The sequence below is a fragment of the Sediminibacterium sp. FW305-C-269 genome (assembly GCF_058231045.1).
Map to the genome: position 1 here is coordinate 1129893 of NZ_JBIQXQ010000001.1, position 20973 is coordinate 1150865.

At 48.3% G+C, this 20973-nt stretch carries 19 protein-coding genes; 14 read left to right on the top strand and 5 right to left on the bottom strand.

Annotation, left to right across the window (positions count from 1 at the left end; genetic code table 11):
• Nucleotides 1-453: 453 nt before the first annotated feature.
• Nucleotides 454-1347, bottom strand: coding sequence for a phosphoribosylglycinamide formyltransferase (gene purN, locus ACH3Y6_RS04860; RefSeq protein ID WP_490834457.1), 894 nt, complete (start codon nucleotides 1345-1347; stop codon nucleotides 454-456).
• Nucleotides 1348-1585: 238 nt separating this feature from the next.
• Here purN and ACH3Y6_RS04865 point away from each other — a divergent pair, with 238 nt between their 5' ends.
• The 14 genes from ACH3Y6_RS04865 (at nucleotide 1586) to ACH3Y6_RS04930 (ending at nucleotide 18154) form a co-directional block, all read left to right on the top strand.
• Entirely contained in the window at nucleotides 1586-2842 is a 1257-nt protein-coding gene (locus ACH3Y6_RS04865; protein ID WP_490834458.1) for a c-type cytochrome, read from the top strand.
• A gap of 166 nt (nucleotides 2843-3008) precedes the next feature.
• The gene (locus ACH3Y6_RS04870; protein WP_490834459.1) at nucleotides 3009-6137 is read left to right on the top strand and encodes a TAT-variant-translocated molybdopterin oxidoreductase; all 3129 of its coding nucleotides are present in this window, start codon (nucleotides 3009-3011) and stop codon (nucleotides 6135-6137) included.
• Nucleotides 6138-6325: 188 nt separating this feature from the next.
• Nucleotides 6326-7765: an NrfD/PsrC family molybdoenzyme membrane anchor subunit gene (nrfD, locus tag ACH3Y6_RS04875; protein ID WP_490834460.1), complete on the top strand. Its 1440-nt coding sequence runs from the start codon at nucleotides 6326-6328 to the stop codon at nucleotides 7763-7765.
• 91 nt (nucleotides 7766-7856) lie between these two features.
• Entirely contained in the window at nucleotides 7857-8447 is a 591-nt protein-coding gene (locus ACH3Y6_RS04880) for a DUF3341 domain-containing protein (protein ID WP_490834461.1), read from the top strand.
• 22 nt (nucleotides 8448-8469) lie between these two features.
• The gene (locus tag ACH3Y6_RS04885; protein WP_490834462.1) at nucleotides 8470-9105 is read left to right on the top strand and encodes a c-type cytochrome; all 636 of its coding nucleotides are present in this window, start codon (nucleotides 8470-8472) and stop codon (nucleotides 9103-9105) included.
• A gap of 58 nt (nucleotides 9106-9163) precedes the next feature.
• A complete protein-coding gene (locus ACH3Y6_RS04890; protein WP_490834463.1) occupies nucleotides 9164-10393 on the top strand; it encodes a quinol:cytochrome C oxidoreductase in 1230 nt (409 codons plus the stop codon).
• A 47-nt stretch (nucleotides 10394-10440) separates the two neighbouring features.
• Complete coding sequence (locus tag ACH3Y6_RS04895) at nucleotides 10441-11496, top strand: cytochrome c oxidase subunit II (protein ID WP_490834464.1); 1056 nt, start codon at nucleotides 10441-10443, stop codon at nucleotides 11494-11496.
• Nucleotides 11497-11562: 66 nt separating this feature from the next.
• Nucleotides 11563-13380: a cytochrome c oxidase subunit I gene (locus ACH3Y6_RS04900; RefSeq protein ID WP_490834465.1), complete on the top strand. Its 1818-nt coding sequence runs from the start codon at nucleotides 11563-11565 to the stop codon at nucleotides 13378-13380.
• Between the two features lie 105 nt (nucleotides 13381-13485).
• Nucleotides 13486-14490, top strand: a complete 1005-nt coding sequence (gene cyoE, locus ACH3Y6_RS04905; protein WP_490834466.1) for a heme o synthase — start codon at nucleotides 13486-13488, stop codon at nucleotides 14488-14490.
• 22 nt (nucleotides 14491-14512) lie between these two features.
• Entirely contained in the window at nucleotides 14513-15088 is a 576-nt protein-coding gene (locus ACH3Y6_RS04910) for a cytochrome c oxidase subunit 3 (protein ID WP_490834587.1), read from the top strand.
• Nucleotides 15089-15164: 76 nt separating this feature from the next.
• Nucleotides 15165-15842 carry a cytochrome c oxidase subunit 3 gene (locus tag ACH3Y6_RS04915; RefSeq protein WP_490834467.1) on the top strand — a complete coding sequence of 226 codons (678 nt, stop codon included), beginning with the start codon at nucleotides 15165-15167 and terminating at the stop codon, nucleotides 15840-15842.
• A 38-nt stretch (nucleotides 15843-15880) separates the two neighbouring features.
• Nucleotides 15881-16336 carry a cytochrome C oxidase subunit IV family protein gene (locus ACH3Y6_RS04920; RefSeq protein ID WP_490834468.1) on the top strand — a complete coding sequence of 152 codons (456 nt, stop codon included), beginning with the start codon at nucleotides 15881-15883 and terminating at the stop codon, nucleotides 16334-16336.
• A gap of 79 nt (nucleotides 16337-16415) precedes the next feature.
• On the top strand, nucleotides 16416-17228 hold the full coding sequence (locus tag ACH3Y6_RS04925; RefSeq protein ID WP_490834469.1) for an SCO family protein: 813 nt from the start codon (nucleotides 16416-16418) through the stop codon (nucleotides 17226-17228).
• Between the two features lie 341 nt (nucleotides 17229-17569).
• A complete protein-coding gene (locus ACH3Y6_RS04930; RefSeq protein WP_490834470.1) occupies nucleotides 17570-18154 on the top strand; it encodes a DUF420 domain-containing protein in 585 nt (194 codons plus the stop codon).
• 73 nt (nucleotides 18155-18227) lie between these two features.
• On the opposite strand, the gene ACH3Y6_RS04935 is transcribed toward ACH3Y6_RS04930, so the two are convergent.
• From ACH3Y6_RS04935 to ACH3Y6_RS04950, 4 genes are all read right to left on the bottom strand, one after another.
• A complete protein-coding gene (locus ACH3Y6_RS04935; RefSeq protein WP_490834471.1) occupies nucleotides 18228-18611 on the bottom strand; it encodes an MGMT family protein in 384 nt (127 codons plus the stop codon).
• Nucleotides 18612-18635: 24 nt separating this feature from the next.
• On the bottom strand, nucleotides 18636-18839 hold the full coding sequence (locus tag ACH3Y6_RS04940; protein ID WP_490834472.1) for a C1orf53 family protein: 204 nt from the start codon (nucleotides 18837-18839) through the stop codon (nucleotides 18636-18638).
• Entirely contained in the window at nucleotides 18820-19524 is a 705-nt protein-coding gene (gene trmB, locus ACH3Y6_RS04945) for a tRNA (guanosine(46)-N7)-methyltransferase TrmB (RefSeq protein WP_490834473.1), read from the bottom strand. Before trmB ends, ACH3Y6_RS04940 begins: the two co-directional genes overlap by 20 nt.
• 49 nt (nucleotides 19525-19573) lie before the next feature.
• On the bottom strand, nucleotides 19574-20973 hold a 1400-nt coding region (locus ACH3Y6_RS04950; RefSeq protein WP_490834474.1), incomplete at its 5' end, for a beta strand repeat-containing protein.

A 20973-nucleotide genomic window follows, 5' to 3' on the forward strand; every position in this document is an offset into this window, starting at 1 on the left:
GGAGATATCCGATGGGTTGGTTCGTAAAAGCTACCGTTTTTTATTGAGATAAGCAATAGTTCACCCCGGTTTGTTCCTGTTATTCTCTTAGTTTAACATGGGTTTGTTCGTCTCCGCTTCGCCTTTTCTTCGCTCCGCGGCCAGTAAATCAGTGAAAAAGGCGAACAAAGGGCGAACAAAGGACGAACAAAGGGTAGTAAACAGGTATAGCGGGGGCGAAGGAATAACGAAGCAATAATGAAGGAAGAATGAAGGATGGGGCTCACAGAAGAGACAAGATCAGACAGGGTTGCCCTGGAGGCGGTGGGTATGGCAGTTGTAAGATTTTCAGGCTGGAAGCCTGGGGATAGGCATCACTCGGCAGAGCCGAGCGACTGCTCCGAGCGCAGCTTCGCATCGGTCAATCATAAAAACTACTTCATCATTCCTTGCTCCTTGTTCTTTGTTCCCTGCTCATCTGTTCAACTTTCCTACTGTTTTTTCTACGGTCTCCGGAAAATACCGGTGTTCCAGTGCATGGATCTTTTGGGCCAGCTGTTCGGGCGTATCGCCGGGTGCTATGGGGCAGCGGGCCTGGAAAATAGGGGCTCCCTCATCAAAATGCTCATTAACATAATGTATGGTGATCCCGCTTTCTTTTTCGCCGGCGGCAATGACGGCTTCATGAACCCGCATGCCATACATGCCCTTGCCGCCATATTTGGGCAGGAGGGCCGGGTGTATATTGATGATCTTATCCGGGTAAGCTTTTATCAAGGCATCGGGCACTTTCCAGAGAAAACCGGCCAGTACGATGAAGCGGATATGGTGTTTCTGTAATTCGGCCAGGTAGGCATCACCCCTGAAAAAACGCTCTTTTTCGATCAGCAGGGTAGGGATCCCATGGGTCCTGGCAATCGCAAGCACCCCGGCATCGGGTTTATTGCATACGATCAGTGCCACCTGTATGGAAACATGTTCTTTCAGGTGTTCTATTATTTTCAAGGCGTTAGAACCGGCGCCGGAGGCAAAAATGGCGATGGCGGTAGGGGGCTTTTTGTGGGTAGTTTTGGGGGCGAGGCTTGTAAAGCCCAGTCTGACAAGCAGTTTTTTCTCGTATTTCCAGAAAAAAGACCATTGCCCCAGCAAAAAACCATAGGTAAGCAGGATCACCTGGTAGCCAAATAACAGCATACCTACCCGTAACAGCAGTTTCCAGAGCCAGAAACTGCTGTCATCCATGCCTAACCAACTGGTAATGTACCGGGTAAGCATGGCGGTGGTGGTTCCGGTGAGACCAAAAACAATAAAAAGTATCCAGAACTGGCGGGTGTTTACCCCCCATTTCTGCTGCAGGCGTTTAAACATGGGTCAAAAATGGGATAAAAATCTGACTAATCTTTTGCCGGTTCGCAAATAAGCAGCCCCGATCAATATCGTTCCAATTTCATGACATGTTTTGAAAGAACCCGAAGCGAATCCGCTGAAATGCAAGCCTGGCAAGGATAAAAAAATTTTTTAGCCTTGGAGTTTTTGTCAGCTTCCTGTCATATTTTTGCAGCCGTTCACGGATATTTTTCCACACCAAGAACCACAGTTTGTGAATATGATATCTTTTAGACGTTTCGCCAAAACATGCCTCACCGGAACTATTCTTTTCCTGGGTTTTTCTCTGGGTACCACCGCAAATGCACAGGATGGGAAAACACTTTTCCAGACCAATTGTGCGGCTTGCCACGCAGTACATAAAAAGTCCACCGGACCGGCCCTGGCTGGTGTGGAAGATCGTTGGACCGACAAGGCCAAACTGCATGCCTGGATCAAGAACAGTGCTGCCGTGTTAAAGTCTGGCGACAAGTACGCCAATGACCTGTACCTGGAGTACAATAAAACCGCGATGCCTGCTTTCTCGAGCCTGGCGGATGCTGATATTGACGCGATCCTGGCTTATATCAAGTCCGTACCTGCCCCTGGTGCTGCTGCACCCGGAGCGGCCGCAGCAGCAGCTGCGCCGGCTGCTGAGGGCGACAATACCTTATTATTCGGTATCCTGACCCTGATCCTGGCCGTTGTAGCCCTGATCCTGTTGCAGGTAAATGCCAACCTGAAGAAATTATCTGACGAGCGCGAAGGATTTGCGCCCGTTGAGCCGGTTCCTTTCTGGAGAAACAAAGCGTATATCGCTTTTGTAACCGTGATCCTGTTCATCGTGGGTGGTTACCTTACTTCCAAAGGCGCTATGGCGCTGGGTCGCAGCAAGGACTATCAGCCCGTTCAGCCGATCTACTATTCTCACAAAGTACACGCAGGCGTTAACCAGATCAACTGCCAGTATTGCCATACCGGTGTTTACCAGGGCAAACAGGCCACCATCCCTTCTGTGAACGTTTGTATGAACTGTCACATGAACATCAACGAGTACAAAGGAGAAAAACTGTACAATGAGGACGGTAAAGAGGTAGATGGTACCGCCGAGATCAAAAAATTATACAAATACGCAGGATTTGAAGAGGGTAAACCCTGGGATGCCACACAGGCCAAGCCGATCGAGTGGGCCCGTATCCACAACCTGCCCGACCACGTATATTTCAATCACTCACAGCACGTAAAAGCAGGACAGGTTGCCTGTCAGACCTGCCACGGCGAGATCCAGAAAATGGACGAAGTGAAACAGTTCTCTGACCTGAGCATGGGTTGGTGCGTAAACTGTCACCGCGAAACCAAAGTGCAATTCAAGGACAACGGTTTTTACAGTATTTACGAGAAATACCATCAGGACCTGAAGTCTGGAAAGATCGATAGCACCAAAGGCATCACCGTAGAGAAGATCGGTGGTACAGAGTGTCAGAAATGTCACTATTAATCAGCTGACAACCGAAGGTTTGAAGGTCTGATAGGGTTTTCAAACCTTTGTTTCAAAAGAATTTTTAGAAAAGCAGTATCATAATAGTATTAAAGAAAGAGAGAATTTTTGAGAGGCTCATCCAGCATTTTCAAATTTTCACATTCTCAAATTTTCAAATTAGCATATGGAGCAAAAAAAGCACTGGCAAAGTTTTGGAGAGCTGAATCAGTCAGACGCATACAACAAGGATGTGAAAGATGAATTCAGGGAAGAACTACCTTTTGTTGCCGATGAAAGCAAAAGCACCAGCTTTTTAGAAGCAAAAGCGCCCAGAAGAGACTTTTTAAAGTATCTCGGTTTCAGCACCGCCGCTGCCGCTGCAGCAGCCAGTTGTGAAATGCCGGTAAAAAAGGCCATTCCTTTTGCCAATAAGCCGGAAGATGTTGTGCCGGGTGTTTCCAAATACTATGCTACCACCTATGTTCAGGACGGTGACGTGGTAAGTGTGCTTGCCAAGGTCCGCGACGGACGTCCCATCAAAATAGAAGGTAATGACCTGAGCCCGATCACCAAAGGCGGTACTTCCGCCCGTGTGCAGGCTTCTGTGCTCGACCTGTACGATACCGCCCGCCTGCGTTTCCCTACCATCGATGGTAAGGAAGTGACTTTTGAAGCGATCGACAAAGCAGTTGCCGGTGCCATTTCCGGTCCGGTGGTTGTGTTGACCAGCACCATTACCTCTCCTTCTACCAAAGCCGCTATTGACCAGTTTGTTGCCAAATACCCGGGAAGTCGCCACGTGACCTACGATGCGATCTCTTATAGCGGTATGCTGCTGGCCAATGAAGCTACTTACGGTAAAAAAGCCATTCCCTCTTACCATTTCGAGAACGCCAAAGCAATCGTAAGCATCGGCGCCGATTTCCTGGGTACCTGGCTGAGCCCGGTAGAATTTGCCAGACAATATGCAACCGGTAAGAAATTAGACGAGAAGAACCCCGAGATGAGCAAACACATTCATTTTGAAACTGTGGCCAGTCTCACCGGTTCCAACGCTGATGAAAAATATTTACATCGCCCTTCTGAAACAGGAGCGGTGGTGGCTGCCTTATTAAGCGCCGTTAACGGCCAGGCAGTAACGCTTTCCGATGCCAGGCTGAAAGCAGGCGTTGAAAAAGCAGCCAAAGCGCTGAACGAGAACAAAGGTGCAGCCCTGGTAGTTTGCGGAAGCAATGATGTGAATGTACAGATCATCGTGAACGCGATCAATGAAGCGATTGGTGCCGGTGGTAAAACCATCGACTGGTCCGTTACCATGAATACCCGCCAGGGTGTGGATGCTGATTTTACCCAACTGGTGGCAGATATGAATGCCGGTTCCGTAGGTACCCTGCTGATCCACGGCGCTAATCCTGCTTATACCTGGTTTGATGCCGGGCAATTCAAAGCAGGCCTGAAAAAAGTACGTACAACCGTTTCTTTCAATACCAAACTGGATGAGACCACAGAACTGTGTAAATACGTAGTTCCGGATCATCATTACCTGGAAAGCTGGGGTGATGCCGAACCTGTTACCGGTCATTATTCCTTTATCCAGCCTACGATCTATCCTTTATTCAAAACCCGCCAGTGGCAGGACAGCCTCCTGAAATGGAGTGGCGCTACCACCGATTACCTGGCTTTCCTGAAAACATTCTGGAGCGCTAAAGTGGGTGGTGAAACCGGTTGGGACAAAGCCCTGCAGGATGGTGTGATCAACCCGACTGCCGGTGTTGCTTCCGGTGCCGCCTTTAATGGTGGTGCTGTTGCCGGTGCTGTTGCTGCAGTAGGTACCGCTAAAAAAGGCGGAGAAGTGGAACTGGTGCTCTACGAAAAAGTAGCGATCGGTGCCGGACAAGGTGCCGCCAACCCATGGCTGCAGGAATTGCCCGATCCGGTTACCCGTGCTACCTGGGATAACTACGTGATCGTATCGCCAGCCCTGGCAAGAACCCTGTTGAACATTGACCTGAACAACGGCGGTCAGGCGGATGCTTATGAAGTGAATCCTCCGAAGAAAGTGGTAAAAGTTACCGTGAATGGCAAGAGCGTTGAGCTGCCTGCCCTGATCATACCCGGAACCCATCCGAATACCATCGGTATTGCGGTTGGTTACGGAAGAAGCGAGAAACTGGGTAAGTCTGTAGTTGGAACCGGTAAGAACGTGTTCCCGATGGCTTCTCTGAACGGTGCAACCGTAAGCTTCACCAATGCAAATGTTACCGTTACTGCCACCGGCGATAAATACCCGGTAGCGTTAACCCAGACACATAGCCGCTACGATACCACACAGGGTAACCGTACGGAAGTGATGAAAGAACTGACACTGGCCGAATACAAAGCACATCCTACCGAGATCCGTGAAGAGCGCGAAGCCGAGCTGAAACCATGGGGTGGACTGGAGAAATTCGAAAGCCAGGGTACCATTTATCCTGTGTACGACAGACCAGGTATCAAATGGGGCATGAGCGTAGACCTGAACACCTGTAACGGTTGTGGCGCCTGCGTGGTGGCCTGTACCGCAGAGAACAACGTTTCTGTGGTAGGTAAACCGGAAGTACTGCGCGGACATGAAATGCAGTGGCTGCGTATTGACCGCTATTTCAGCGGTGATATGGACAACCCGAACGTGGTGTTCCAGCCGATGATGTGCCAGCACTGTGATAACGCTCCTTGTGAGAACGTTTGTCCGGTGGCCGCTACCAACCACAGCAGCGAAGGTCTGAACCAGATGACTTATAACCGTTGTATCGGTACCAGGTATTGTGCCAACAACTGTCCGTATAAAGTACGTCGTTTCAACTGGGCCGATTACACCGGTTCCGACAGCTTCCCTGATAACCAGGAAGGCATTGTGAACGATGTGGTGCTGGATATGAACGATGACCTGACCCGTATGGTGCTGAACCCCGATGTTACGGTGCGTGCCCGTGGTGTGATCGAAAAATGTTCTTTCTGCGTACAGCGTTTACAGGCCAGCAAACTGGCTGCCAAGAACGACAGCAGACCGATGGTTGACAGCGATATCAAAGTGGCTTGCCAGCAGGCTTGTCCTACCAACGCCATCACATTCGGTAATGCGAACGATGCCAACAGCGCCATTGCCAAAGCAAGGGTGGAGAATCCGAACCGCCAGTTCTATGTTCTGGAGCAGCTGCACGTATTGCCTAATGTAACGTATATGGCAAAAGTGCGTAACCTGGAAGAGGAACACCATGCAGCCGGTGCTAAGGCAGAAGGAGCCGAGAAAAAAGAAGCAGCGGCGCATCACTAGTGTGAATGGGCAATTGTGAATGTTTGTTTGACAATTCACCATTGACAATTCACGAATGACGATTCACAAAGCCGAGGAGCGAGCCACGGTACAAGTGTGCGACGCAACGAAGCGGAAGAAAGAAGAAAAGTTGATTCAATAAAAATACTGTTCCGCCGCAAGCGGAATGGACCCATAAACAAGACCAGATGCATTTAAAGTACGAATCACAGCTCAGGGAACCATTGGTGAATGGCGACAAAAACTATCACCAGGTTACAGAAGACATCATTCGCCCTATTGAAGCGAAGCCTTCCCGGCTTTGGTATGTCGGTTTTTACATCGCTGTCGCCTTGTTGCTGTTTGGTGTATATTCCATTTACCGGGATGTTACCTACGGTATCGGCCAGTGGAACCTGAATAAGACCGTTGGTTGGGGTTGGGACATCACCAACTTCGTGTGGTGGGTTGGTATCGGTCACGCCGGTACCCTGATCTCAGCGATCCTGCTGCTGTTCCGCCAGGGATGGAGAACCGGTGTTAACCGTGCAGCGGAAGCGATGACCATCTTTGCGGTAATGTGTGCGGGCCAGTTTCCGATCTGGCACATGGGCCGTGTGTGGATGGCTTTCTTTGTATTACCTTACCCGAATACCCGTGGTCCTCTGTGGGTGAACTTCAACTCACCCCTGTTATGGGACGTATTTGCGATCTCTACTTACTTTACCGTATCGCTGCTGTTCTGGTACAGTGGTCTGATCCCCGATCTGGCTACCGTGCGTGACCGCGCTTTCACCAAACTGCGCAAACGTTTATACGGTATCGCTTCTTTTGGCTGGACGGGTTCCACCAAACACTGGCAGCGCCATGAGAGCCTGTCGCTGGTACTGGCGGGTTTAAGTACGCCACTGGTATTGTCTGTACACACCATCGTATCCTTCGACTTCGCCACATCCGTGATTCCGGGTTGGCATACCACCATCTTCCCTCCTTACTTCGTTGCCGGTGCCATCTTCTCCGGTTTTGCCATGGTGCAGACCCTGATGGTGATCATCCGCAAAGTGTTCCAGATGGAAGATTATATCACCCTCGGTCATATTGAGGCGATGAATAAGGTAATTGTACTCACCGGTTCTATCGTAGGTATTGCCTACCTCACCGAGTTGTTCATGGGCTGGTACAGCCAGAACAAATACGAGGGTTACACTTTCTGGTACAGCCGTGCTTACCTGTTCAGTCCTTATGGCTGGAGCTACTGGGGTATGATGGCCTGTAACGTATTGAGTCCGCAGATCTTCTGGTTCCGCAAGATGAGAAGGAACCTGTTTGTGACCTTCTTCATGAGTATCATCGTGAACATCGGTATGTGGTTCGAGCGTTTTGTGATCATCGTTACTTCCCTGTACCGTGATTACCTGCCTTCCAGCTGGTCTGTTTACTACAGTCCCACCATCTGGGAGATCGGTTTTTACGCCGGTACCTTCGGTCTGTTCTTTACCTGCTTCTTCCTGTTTGCCAAATACATGCCGGTGATCGCGGTTGCCGAGATCAAGTATGTACTGAAAACATCCGGTGAGAGCTTTAAAGATAAAATGGATCAACTGGAAGAGAAAGGTGTTGAACAGTTTGCACACGATCACGCACATTAATGAATGCCGGCCTCACAGGAGGCTGTGATACAGATAAAGAAGTTTGAAAAAAAGCTGGTAGCTCACAGCTAAAAGCTAAAAGCTAAAAACAATGGCAAAAAAGAAATTCGTAGTAGGCTGCTTTGATGACGAAGCTGTTTTATTTCCCGCGGTGAAGAAAGTTCGTACATCGGGATATAAGATCCATGATGTGTACACGCCGTTTGCGGTACACGGACTGGACCATGCGCTGGGCCTCCGGGAAACCAGCCTGCATACAGCCGGATTCATCTATGGTATCACCGGTACAGCCACCGCACTGGGTTCGATCAGTTGGATCCTGGCAAAAGACTGGCCGCTGAACTTTGGTGGTAAACCGCATTTTGCCTTACCGGCATGGATACCGATCACATTCGAGTTAACGGTGTTGTTCTCTGCGGTGGGTATGGTACTTACTTTCTGTTACCTGTGCCAGCTGGCCCCGTTCGTGAAGAAACACCATTTCCATGCACGTGCCACTGACGATATGTTTGTAATGGTGATCGAGTGTACCGAGAAGACCAATGCGGACGACCTGAAAGCGTTCCTGGCCAGTAACGGTGCTATAGAAACGGATATCCAGGTGGCAGAAGAAGGCTGGTGGTTAGGTCGTTACGATAAGGACGAACATCCATTCCAGAACAAACAAACCGTAGTAGCTTAATCTTACTTTTTAGAATAGATATATGATGAAGAAATTATCAATCATAACTGTTTTGTCTGCTGCCATAGTGATGGTGAGCTGCAGCGATGTAAAACGTACCCCGGGCAATATCTACATGCCGGATATGGCTTACAGCCGCGCTTATGAAACCTATGCAGACCACAGCAACCTGGCAGAGAAAGGTATCCATTACACGGCCATGCCGGTAGCTGGAACCATTTCCCGTGAAGAAGAAATGCCCTTCCACCTGACCAAAGATGCACCGGGTGATTCTACCAACTATGTGGCTTCGAAACTGGTGAAGAATCCGATCGATTCCTTATCAGCCAAGGATGAGGCAGAAGCAGAAAGACTGTACCTGATCAACTGCGGAATCTGCCATGGCGCCAAGCTGAATGGTAACGGACCGCTGTACAAAGACGGTAACGGACCTTATGCCGCCAAACCTGCCACCCTGGTGGGCGATGCCAAGTATGAAGCCATGCCTGAGGGACAGATGTTCTATTCTGTGGCTTACGGAAAAAATATGATGGGTTCTTACGCTTCACAAATGAGCCGTAAGCAGCGCTGGATGGTGATCAGGTATATCAAGGATCAACAAGCAAAAGCAAAATCAACTGCTACTGCCGCACCTGCTGCAGTTGCAGTAACCAAATAAATTCACCTTGCGCCACTGGGCGCAGGAAAAGTACTAACTGATATAAAAGAGTATAACGATGGCATCTATCAGAGAGCAATTTGAGATTCCCGGAAAGATGAAAACCTGGTCAATGGCATTGATCGGTGTTGGTCTGGTTGCATTGGTTTTGGGCGCAGTGACCAAAGGTTTCAGCTCCGATGAACATGAACAGGCACATTTCTGGGGAACCCTCATGTACAATACGATCTTCTGGACATTGATCTGTAATGCCAGTATGTTCTTCATTTGTGTAACCACATTGGCCATGGGTGGCTGGCAGCAGTCGTTCAAGCGCATCCCGGAAGCCATTTCTACCATGGTACCCATTTTCGGTTCCATCACGTTCCTGGTACTGATCTATGTGGTTGTCAGCGACAAACACCATATCTACCACTGGCTGGATACAGAAGCGGTGTCCAAAGACCCGATCCTGTCTGGTAAAGCCGGTTTTCTGAATGCGAAATTCTTCATCATCTGGACCACCCTGGCCATTGGCCTCTGGAGTTTACTGGGCTGGAGAATGCGCCAGATCAGCAGCGAAGCGGATGAGGCTCCGATGGACCAGCAGACAGGTGCTTCCTATATCTGGAGAAGTACGGTACGTGCCGCACTTTTCACCGTATGGTTTGCCCTGACCGTAGGTTCTACTATTCCCTGGTTATGGATGATGAGTATCGATGCACACTGGTACTCTACCATGTACAGCTGGTACACTTTTGCCAGTTCTTTCGTTTCCGGTTTGTCATTGATTGCCCTGTGGGTGATCTACCTGAAGAACAAAGGTTACCTGGAACTGACCAACCAGGAGCACCTGCAGGATATCGGTAAGTTCATGTTTGCATTCTCTATTTTCTGGACCTACCTCTGGTTCTCCCAGTACATGCTGATCTGGTATGCCAACATCCCTGAAGAGACCGTTTATTTCAAACACCGTGTACAGGGACCTTATAAAGGCATCTTCTTCCTGAACCTGATCATCAACTTTATCTGCCCGCTGTTGATCCTGATGAAGCGTTCTTCCAAAAGAAATTATACACTGGTCACTTTTATGGCAGTTTTGATCATCTTTGGCCACTGGATCGATTTTTACCAGATGGTGATGGGTAGCCTGTCCAAAGAGCATGTGACCCTCGGCTGGCTCGATTTTGGTATCCTGAGTCTGTTCGTGGGACTGATGATCCTGTTTGTGGGACGCGCACTTGCCAGCAAACCATTGATTTCCAAGTACCATCCGTTCCTGAAAGAAAGTATTATACACCAGGTATAATTGTATTGTAGCTTTAATTGTTAGATTAAGATAATATTGATAGCATTATGACAATGTTTTTAACCATAGCAGTAATTGTCCTGATTTTTGTAGTGATCTTCCAGATCGCCAAAGCCAGCGAATATGTATCTGTACTGAAAGGCGAAGATGTTAGCCGTAAACAGAACAATAAGATCAACGGTTTCCTGATGGTGGTCTTCCTGGTGCTGGGTATGATCGGTGTTTGGTACTGCAACAAACTCTATTTCGGCAAGACCCTGCTGGCGGTAGATTCAGCCAGTGTGGAAGGTGCCCGCGTAGATTCCATGTTATGGATCACACTTGCCGTAACCGGTATCGTATTCATTGCTACCCAGATCCTGCTTTTCTGGTTCGCATACAAATACCAGGAGAGCGATAAGCGCAAAGTATTCTACTTCCCGCATGATAACCGCCTGGAAGTGCTGTGGACTATCATTCCTGCGATCGTTCTGACCATCCTGGTGGTGATCGGTCTGCGTAACTGGTTCCTGTTCACCGGCGAACCTCCCAAAGAAGCCATGGTGGTGGAAGTGACCGGAAAACAGTTCAACTGGATCTTCCGTTACCCTGGTAAAGACGGTGCTTTCGGAAAAAAATATTACAAAAACATTGATGATGCATCCGGTAATGCGCTGGGTGTGCTGTGGGATGATAAATTGAGTCACGATGATATCGTTACCGATAAAATGGTCCTGGTAAAAGGCCGCCCTGTTAAACTGATCATCGGTGCAAGGGATGTGGTGCATGACGTGGGTCTGTCGCATTTCCGCATGAAGATGGATGCCGTACCGGGAATCCCGACCACCCTGTGGTTCACGCCGAAGTACACCACCAAGGAAATGAAGGAACTGACCAAAAACCCTGATTTTGTTTACGAGATCAGCTGCGACCAGATGTGCGGTAACGGTCATTACTCAATGAAAGGTATCATTGAAGTACTGGACCAGGAAGAATACGATATCTGGCAGGCCAAACAAAAACCACAATACCTGGTGGCCAATCCGGACAAAGATCCTGAGAATGCCAAGCCAGCTGCAGCAGATACCGCTAAAGCTGCAACCAAAGTAGTTGCTAAATTGTAATTTAATAATGGGTTCCGTTTTTGCGGGATCTTCAGTGAACAGAAAATATATTAAAGAAAACAGAGTATGAGTAACGAAGCTGTTTTACATGCACATTCAGATGCTGCAGCACATGATGCACATGGTGATCATCATCACGAACACCATCATCATGAGACCTTCATCAGTAAATACGTGTTCAGCCAGGACCACAAGATGATCGCGAAGCAATTCCTGATCACCGGTATGTTCTGGGCGGTGCTGGGAGGTTTGATGAGTGTGTTATTCCGTTTGCAACTGGGTTATCCTGATGCTACTTTCCCCTGGCTGGAAGACATCCTGGGTAAGTGGGCAAAAGGCGGACGTATTACCCCCGAAGCATACTATGCGCTGGTTACCACGCACGGTACCGTACTGGTATTCTTTGTATTGACCGCCGGTTTGAGCGGAACCTTCGCCAACTTCCTGATTCCGCTGCAGATCGGAGCAAGGGATATGGCTTCTCCTTTCATGAACATGCTGAGCTTCTGGTTCTTCTTTGCAGCCAGTATCGTAATGATCTCCTCCATCTTTGTGGAAACAGGCCCCTTCAGCGGTGGCTGGACGGCGTATCCTCCGTTAAGTGCCCTGGGTGATGCGTCGCCGGGTTCTAAAACGGGTATGGACCTCTGGATGATCTCCATGGCCTTGTTCGTGGTATCTCAATTGCTGGCTGGTCTGAACTATATTTCCACTGTACTGAACATGCGTACCAAAGGTATGAGCATGACCCGCTTGCCTCTGACCGTTTGGGCCCTGTTCTTTACCGCTATTCTGGGTGTATTGTCATTCCCTGTATTGTTCTCAGGCTTCATCCTGTTGATTTTCGATAGAAATTTCGGTACCAGCTTCTACCTGTCTGATATCTTTATCAGTGGCATAGGTGCCCTGCCCAATGAGGGCGGAAGTGCCATCCTGTACCAGCACCTGTTCTGGTTCCTGGGTCACCCCGAAGTATACATCATCCTGTTACCAGCCATGGGTATGGTTTCAGAGATATTATCTGTGAATTCACGTAAACCGATATTCGGTTATATGGCCATGATCGGTTCTATGTTTGCGATAGCGGTACTGGCGTTCCTGGTATGGGCGCACCACATGTTTGTTACCGGACTGAACCCATTCCTCGGCTCCATCTTCGTATTGCTGACCCTGCTGATCGCGGTTCCATCTGCCATCAAAGTGTTCAACTGGTTGACCACTTTGTGGAGAGGTAATATCCGTTTCACGCCGGGTATGATGTTCGCGATCGGATTTGTAAGTTTATTCATCTCAGGAGGTCTTACCGGTATCTGGTTGGGTAACTCAGCACTGGATATTCACCTGCACGATACCTATTTCGTAATTGCGCACTTCCACATTGTAATGGGTGTTGCTTCTATGTTCGGTATGTTCGCCGGTATCTATCACTGGTTCCCTAAAATGTATGGCCGTTACCTGAACAACTCATTGGGATATATCCATTTCTGGGTAACCATTGCAGGCGCTTACCTGATCTTCTGGCCTATGCACTATGAAGGTCTGGCCGGTATGCCACGTCGTTACTACGATTACAGCATCTGGGAAAGCTTCAAGCAGTTTGCAGAACTGAACCGTTTCATCAGTACCGTAGCGATGATCGTATTCGCCGTACAACTGTTGTTCCTGTTCAATTTCTTCTACTCAATCTTCAAAGGAAGAAAAGTGACTTCGCAGAACCCATGGCATGCCAATACACTTGAGTGGACCACACCTATCCGTCCCGGTCACGGTAACTGGGTGGGCGAGATCCCTGAAGTACACCGTTGGGCATATGATTACGGTAAAGATGGTACAGAGTTTATTCCGCAGACCACACCGGTTGGAGCAGACGAAAGCCATCACTAAAAAATACCTTGTAGAACCGGAACAATACATACCGGTTTCACAATAGCGGCAATGCTCCCGGTTACCGGGAGCATTGTTTTTAACTGCGAGTAAAACGGGAAGGGTGTGGCGGAATATTGTGCTGCATCCCTTTTCATCAATAGCAACATGACAGGAACGGTAAAAACATCCACTTCTTTTTCACTGGCCTCCAAAGTGAAGGATTATTTTCAGCTGATCAAGTTCACGCTGAGTTTCACCGTTGTGTTCTCCTGTATCATCTGTTATTTACTGGCACCCAATGTGGTGGAATTTGACTGGTGGATGATCTTTCTGCTGTTTGTAGCCGGTATGCTGATCACCGGCAGTGCCAACGCCATTAACCAGGCGGTGGAAAAAGATACCGATGCGGTGATGAAACGAACCGCTACCCGTCCGGTGGCAGATGGCAGGATGAGCCAGCAGGAAGCCTACACTTTTGCCATACTGGCCGGCACCGTGGGTGTATTCATGATGGGCTGGTTCTTTAAAAACGATGAGAACGCGTTTAACTGGAATGCAGCTTTGTTATCGGCTTTCAGCCTGTTCCTGTACGCTTTTATCTATACCCCGTTAAAGAAGATCAACTCAATAGCAGTGCTGGTGGGTGCATTCCCCGGCGCTTTGCCCTGCCTGATTGGTTGGGTGGCAGCTACCAATATGATCGATCCGCTGGGAACCGTCATCGCCAATGGAAAACAGTTCTCCAATGCAGGCGGATGGATCCTGTTTGCGATCCAGTTTCTCTGGCAGTTTCCGCATTTCTGGGCCATTGCCTGGGTGGCTCATGGCGATTATAGCAAAGCCGGTTTTAAACTGTTGCCGGCCGATAAGGGTCCAACCCGTTTTACGGCCGTACAGGGTATCATGTATTCCGTACTGATGATCCCTGTGGGTATACTGCCCTATTATTTTGGGATGACCGGCCAGGTAAGCATGTGGATACTGGTGGCCTGTAACCTGTTCATGGTGTTCCAGAGCATCCGCCTGTACCGCGAGATGAATGCAAAAGCCGCGAGACGGGTGATGTTCAGCAGCTATATCTATCTTCCGATTGTATTATTGGCCCTTTTGGCAGATAAAATAAGATAATAACTAAAAAATGAACGTGACGATGACAACAGTGCAGACAAACGAACGCCAGCGGATACATCCGTATCAATTCACCCTTTGGGTGGGAATGGGCAGTATCGTAATGATGTTCGCAGGTTTAACCAGTGCTTATGTGGTCAAAAAGAACCAGAGCAGCTGGCTCGAGTTCGACCTGCCACAGGTTTTCTGGTATTCGAGTTTTGTGATCCTGCTCAGCAGTGTCACCATACACCTGGCCGCAAAAGCCTTCAAAGCACGCGATATGGGCCGTTACCGCACCCTGATCACCGTAACAGCAGTGCTGGGTGCTGCGTTTATGCTGATGCAGACATGGGGCTTTTTTGAGCTGGATGCCCAAAATATCGCCCTGGTTGGTCCTAAAAGCAATTCAGCTGCATCGTTCCTGTTCGTGATCACCGGACTGCATATGCTGCACGTACTGGGTGGGGTCATTGCCCTGCTGGTGATCTTTGCACGCGCCTATTCCGTAAAAGTGAAGAGTTACAGTAACCTGCCCATACAGCTGGCAGCCACTTACTGGCACTTTGTAGATATACTTTGGATCTATTTATTCATCTTTTACAACTGGATCGGGTAGTCTAAGAAAAAGTTGGGGTTTATTCACCTTTTTTGAACACTAGCCAATATTTTTGTAACGAAATTTTAGATAACTCATGTCAACAGCAACAGTTACACCCACCAAACTGTGGGGCGGCGGAAAAAGCCCATTTAATGTAGAGTACGGCAAATTGATGATGTGGTACTTCTTAATGAGTGACGCCTTCACATTTGGCGCTTTCCTGATCTCTTACGGAACCATCCGTTTTTCAACCAATGGATGGCCTGACCCGAACGAAGTATTCAAAAGTTTCCCTTTTGCCCCGGAAGGTGTACATGCGCCACTGGTGTTTGTGAGTATCATGACCTTTATCCTGATCATCAGCTCCGTTACCATGGTACTGGCGGTACATGCCGGTCATAACATGGATAAAAAAGGTGTGGTGAAGAACCTGATCCTGACCATCATCGGCGGTATCGCGTTCCTGAGCTGCCAGGCCTGGGAGTGGAACCACCTGTACCACGAAGGTGCCTGGTGGGGAAGCAACCCTTTCCTGAACCATGACGGAACGGCTTCTTCTACCAACTTTACCAATTACTTCTTTACCATCACCGGTTTCCACGGTTTCCACGTGTTTTCGGGTGTAGTGATCAATATCGTAATGCTGATCATGACCCTGATGGACAAATTTGAGCAGCGTGGTCATTACCTGATGATCGAGAAAGCCGGTCTGTACTGGCACTTTGTAGACCTGGTATGGGTATTCGTATTCACCTGTTTTTACCTGATCTAAGTTTTATCTAATTCGTCAATTCATTAAGCAACATACTTATGGAACATACAGTAGCACACGAAGAACACAGCGGTGGAGGAACCAAAGAGATCGTCAGGGTAACCATTATCCTTTCGGTATTAACCATTATTGAACTGGCCCTTGGTTTCTGGATGATCGGTATGCCACTGGAAAGCAGCCTGCGCCTGGCTGTTAAAGGAGCCATCATTATCCTGATGCTGGCCAAGGCTTTCTATATCGTAGCCTATTTCATGCACCTGAAACACGAGTTAAAGAACATGATCATGACCATCGTGGTTCCTTTGGCACTGTTTGTATGGTTCATCACGGCTTTCCTGTACGATGGTAACTCGTTCCGTAACCTGCGTAACACATACGATCCGCACTTTAAGGAGCAGAGCACCATCAAAGTAGAGAAGAAAGCAGAAAACAAACACGGCGAAAGCAAACACGAAGAAGCCAAACCTGCAACCGAGAAAAAAGCGGTGGAATAAAGGATAGGTTACAACTGCATTCAATCATATCTAAACCATCGTATGTTGTCATCCGATGGTTTTTTTATACTGATACCTTATGAATAAAAAAGCGCTGTTAGGTCTGTCGCTGGCTTTGTTGCTGCCGATCTGCTCTTATCTCATCCTCAAATATGCGAGTGGTTCAGCAGTGGATATGCCGCGAAGGTACCTGCTGGATACCGTGGTGGAACGTGTGGAGAAGGGTAAGATGATCACAGACACCCTCTGGCACCAGACCTCCAATATCCGTTTGCAGAACCAGTTGGGCGATACGGTGAGCCTGTATGATAAACAAGGGAAGATCCTGGTGGTGGATTTCTTCTTCACGCACTGCGGAAGCATCTGCCCCAAGCTCACTTCCAATATGGCCGCTTTGCAGCAATCGTTCATCCGCGGCGGTAATCTCCGCAAAAAGGTAGATACCTCCATTGTGCAGTTCGTGTCGTTTACGGTAGATCCGGAGCGCGACAGCGTGCCGGTACTCAAAGCGTATGCCGACCGTTTTGGTGTGAACCACGATAACTGGTGGATGCTGACCGGGAACCGCGATTCCATTTACCGGTTTGCTTTTGAAGAACTGAAAGTAGATAAGTTCAGCACCGAGCCGGTGAGCCCCGATTTTGTGCATACCAGTCGTTTTGTACTGATCGACAAGGAATACCGGGTGCGTGGTTATTACAATGGCCTGGATTCTGCTTCCATCGGCAAACTGGCCAGGGATATTGGTCTGCTGATGCTGGAAAAGGATAAGAAACAAAAAAGTGCGGTTTTCTCACAGATCATTGACCTGAGCTGGCTTTGGTTCATCATTATTGTGCTGGTGATCTTTTTTGTGACCTATATGCGCAGCAGGAGAAAACTAAACGGGTAGAATTTTGTTTATCTATATCCGTGACCGTTTTTCTGCGAACCGGGAAAATAAATCAACCCGACTATAAGCCAACATTTTCAGCTATAAGAAGCGAAAAATGATGATCTGGAGGGTGTTGATGAAATTTTTCTAATCAGTTCCTGTGGACGTCCCGCCCGGGCGGGATTTTTGTTCGGTGCCAAGCGTAGGCGATGGCAGTCAAAATGATGCGTAGCATATTCTGACAGAAGAAAAAGCAGCCCGGGAACAGGAACGGGGTCCAGCGGCCTTGAGCGACACTGAATCTCGATTATCAGGATGATTTTAAATAGGACAACAAGCATTAACTTAATAAACAATCCATGTTACAACCCTCACTCACTAAGAACGATAAAAAAGCCTCCTGGCTCATCGGTATCTTTTCTGTTGTTGTTTTTACGGCTGTTGTATTGCTGGGCCGTGTAAAACTGGAGCTGAACCTGGGTTTCGATGTGCATATTTTTGCCACCATCAATGCCTTCATCAATTCAGCGATTGCTGTATTACTGCTGGCGGCACTGTGGGCCGTGAAAAATAAAAATTACCAGCTGCACCGGAAACTGATGATGATTGCATTGGTATTATCCATCCTTTTCCTGGTATCCTATATCGCCCACCACCTGCTGGCCGGTGAGGCAAGGTTTGGCGACAGTAACCATGATGGCCTGGTGAGTGACGAAGAAAAGTTGCAGGCGGGCACGATCCGTATGGTCTATTATTTTATTCTGGGTACTCATATTGTTTTGGCCGCTTTGATACTGCCGCTGATCCTGTTTACCGCCTACCGTGCCTTAACAGCAGAATTTCCGGCACACAAAAAACTGGCCAGGATCACCTGGCCCTTATGGTTATATGTAGCCGTTACCGGACCGGTTGTATACTGCATGATCAGCCCTTATTATCATTAATTTGAAAATTTGAGAATGTGCTGATTTGAAAATGGGAGGAAAAATATTTTCAAATTCTCAAATTGCTACATTTTCAAATTGACAATTCCACCGCCGGATCCCAGAATTTCTTTTCAAAATCTACGATCCTGTCATCCACAACCCTGATCCTTTCTTTTTTGAGGAGCTCCTCCATGCGGGTAGGAGTGGCAAAATGCATTTTACCGGAGAGCATGCCGTTGCGGTTCACTACGCGGTGTGCAGGAATATCTTGCTGGCCGGAAGCCCCGTTCATAGCCCAGCCCACCATGCGGGCGCTCAGCTTAGTGCCGAGATAAGCGGCAATGGCGCCATAGGAAGTTACACGGCCACGGGGTATTTGCCGGGCTACATCGTATACCTGCGCAAAAAAGGAACTGTCTTTTTTGCCGCTGGGTAGAATAGCGTTGGGTTTTTCAGAAGATTTTCGGGTAGCCACAGAAGCTGGTTTAATAACAACAATTTACTGTTTCGTGGCAGAATCGTTTTCTTTTTGATCCAATAATTGTGAACGGCGGGGTTCAGGTACGCATTCGTACCGGTAAGGACAGTGCCGGCAGCCATGGCCACAGCAATGCCCTTTTTCCAGGTGGTATTGTTCGGTGAAAACGGTATACCCGTTCCCGTCAAGATAATAATGAAGGCCTTCAATCAGGTTCTGACTCACTGAGTAACTGTTTTAATACTTCGTCTTTTGCCAAAGGCAGTTCCCGGTTGATACGGAAACAGAGATAATGTATGCGGTTACTTCCGGCAATATCCAACCCTTCGTAATGTGTTTTGATCAGTAATTCGGGCTGGATGCTGGCCTGGGCATACACATTGTCTGATTTTTCTAACAATTCCAGTTCAAATAAGTTGATGACGGTCAGGGTAAACTGGTAGAGGTCGGGACTATCTGTTTTCAGGTGAACCCGTCCGCCCGGCTCCAGTATTTTTTGGTACAAGCGGAGGAATCGGGGATGTGTCAATCTTTTTTTGGCTCTGGAACCCCGTAACTGAGGGTCGGGGAAAGTGATCCAGATCTCGGAAATCTCCCCGTTCTGGAAATAGTCGGTGATCTTGTCAATATGGGAACGCACAAACGCCACATTACCCAGCCCTTCATCCAATGCTGTTTTGGCGCCACGCCAGATGCGGTTGCCCTTCAGGTCGATACCGATAAAATTTCGTTCGGGGAACATCCGGCCTAATCCTACGGCATATTCGCCTTTACCACAGGCCAGTTCCAGGGTGATCTGCCCATCGTTCTTAAAAAAATCCTTCCATTTACCCTGCATATCCTGGGGGTATTCCAGTACGTTGGAAAAATGTTTGATGGCTTCGAAGCGGATGAGTTTTTTCTGTCCCATGGACCGCAAAAGTACAGCAAAAAGATATGTGTATTTCCGGTGGCTGGTGTCAGTTGATCCGGTGCATCGTTACAATGAGGGATGGAACTGCAGGCCGGGTAGGTGTTGTTCGCGCATCTAAGTTTTGGATAACTATTCCTGTAGCCGGGATGCTCCATACGATCTCAACATAATCATTTGCGGCCAGATCAAAGAAATAATTCCAGGCAGCCACTTCCAGTGCGGTATTACCGGATAAGTTAAAATCTGTTGCCGAATTAGCAACATCAGTGCCATTTTTCCTGAACCAGATGGTGACATCTGAAGCGCCGGCGGTTGACTTTGACACCTGTGCTGAAAACTGCAGGTTATAGATACCGGCATAGTCTACTTTAATTTGTGAAGTACCTACCAGGCTCACTCCGTGCCCACCAATAACAGTTGTATTTAACGTCATTACCGTAGCGGTATTTATGGCAGGGGTTTGAGGGGTGTTGTCTGTGAAACATCCAAAATAGGGGCCAACAGGGGTGAATCCAAGGGCCGTGACTACATTGGAGGAACTGAGTGCTGAAGAACGCAATACGCCTGCACTGGTGGATTGAACGAACCCGGTAGTGGTAAAACTGCTGATGGTAGCAGTGCCACTGACCGTTAATCCGGTAAGTGTACCTACGCTGGTGATACTGTTCTGAGTGGGTGTGCTGAGTGTACCGTTAATGGTGACAGTGCTGAGCGTTCCTGCGGAAGCGGTTCCGATTACATTGAGTGAGTTGAGGTTACCTACGCTGGTGATACTGTTTTGAGTAGGTGTACTCAATGTGCCGTTGATGGTGGTAGCACTGAGTGTTTGAGCTGTAACGGTTCCATTTACATTGAGTGAAGTGAGGTCACCTACACTGGTGATGCTGTTTTGAGTGGGTGTACTGAGTGTACCATTGATGGTGGTAGCACTTAGTGTCTGAGCTGTAACAGTTCCATTTACATTGAGTGAAGTGAGATTGCCCACGCTGGTGATACTGTTCTGAGTGGGTGTACTGAGTGTACCGTTGATGGTGGTAGCACTGAGTGTCTGAGCTGTAACAGTTCCATTTACATTGAGTGAAGTGAGATTGCCCACGCTGGTGATGCTGTTTTGAGTGGGCGTACTGAGTGTACCGTTGATGGTGGTAGCGCTGAGTGTCTGAGCTGTAACGGTTCCATCTACATTGAGTGAGGTGAGATTGCCCACGCTGGTGATACTGTTTTGAGTAGGCGTACTCAATGTACCGTTGATGGAAGTAGCGCTGAGTGTTTGAGCTGTAACGGTTCCATCTACATTGAGTGAGTTGAGATTACCCACGCTGGTGATACTGTTTTGAGTAGGCGTACTCAATGTACCGTTGATGGAGGTAGCGCTGAGTGTTTGAGCTGTAACGGTTCCATCTACATTGAGTGAGTTGAGATTACCCACGCTGGTGATACTGTTTA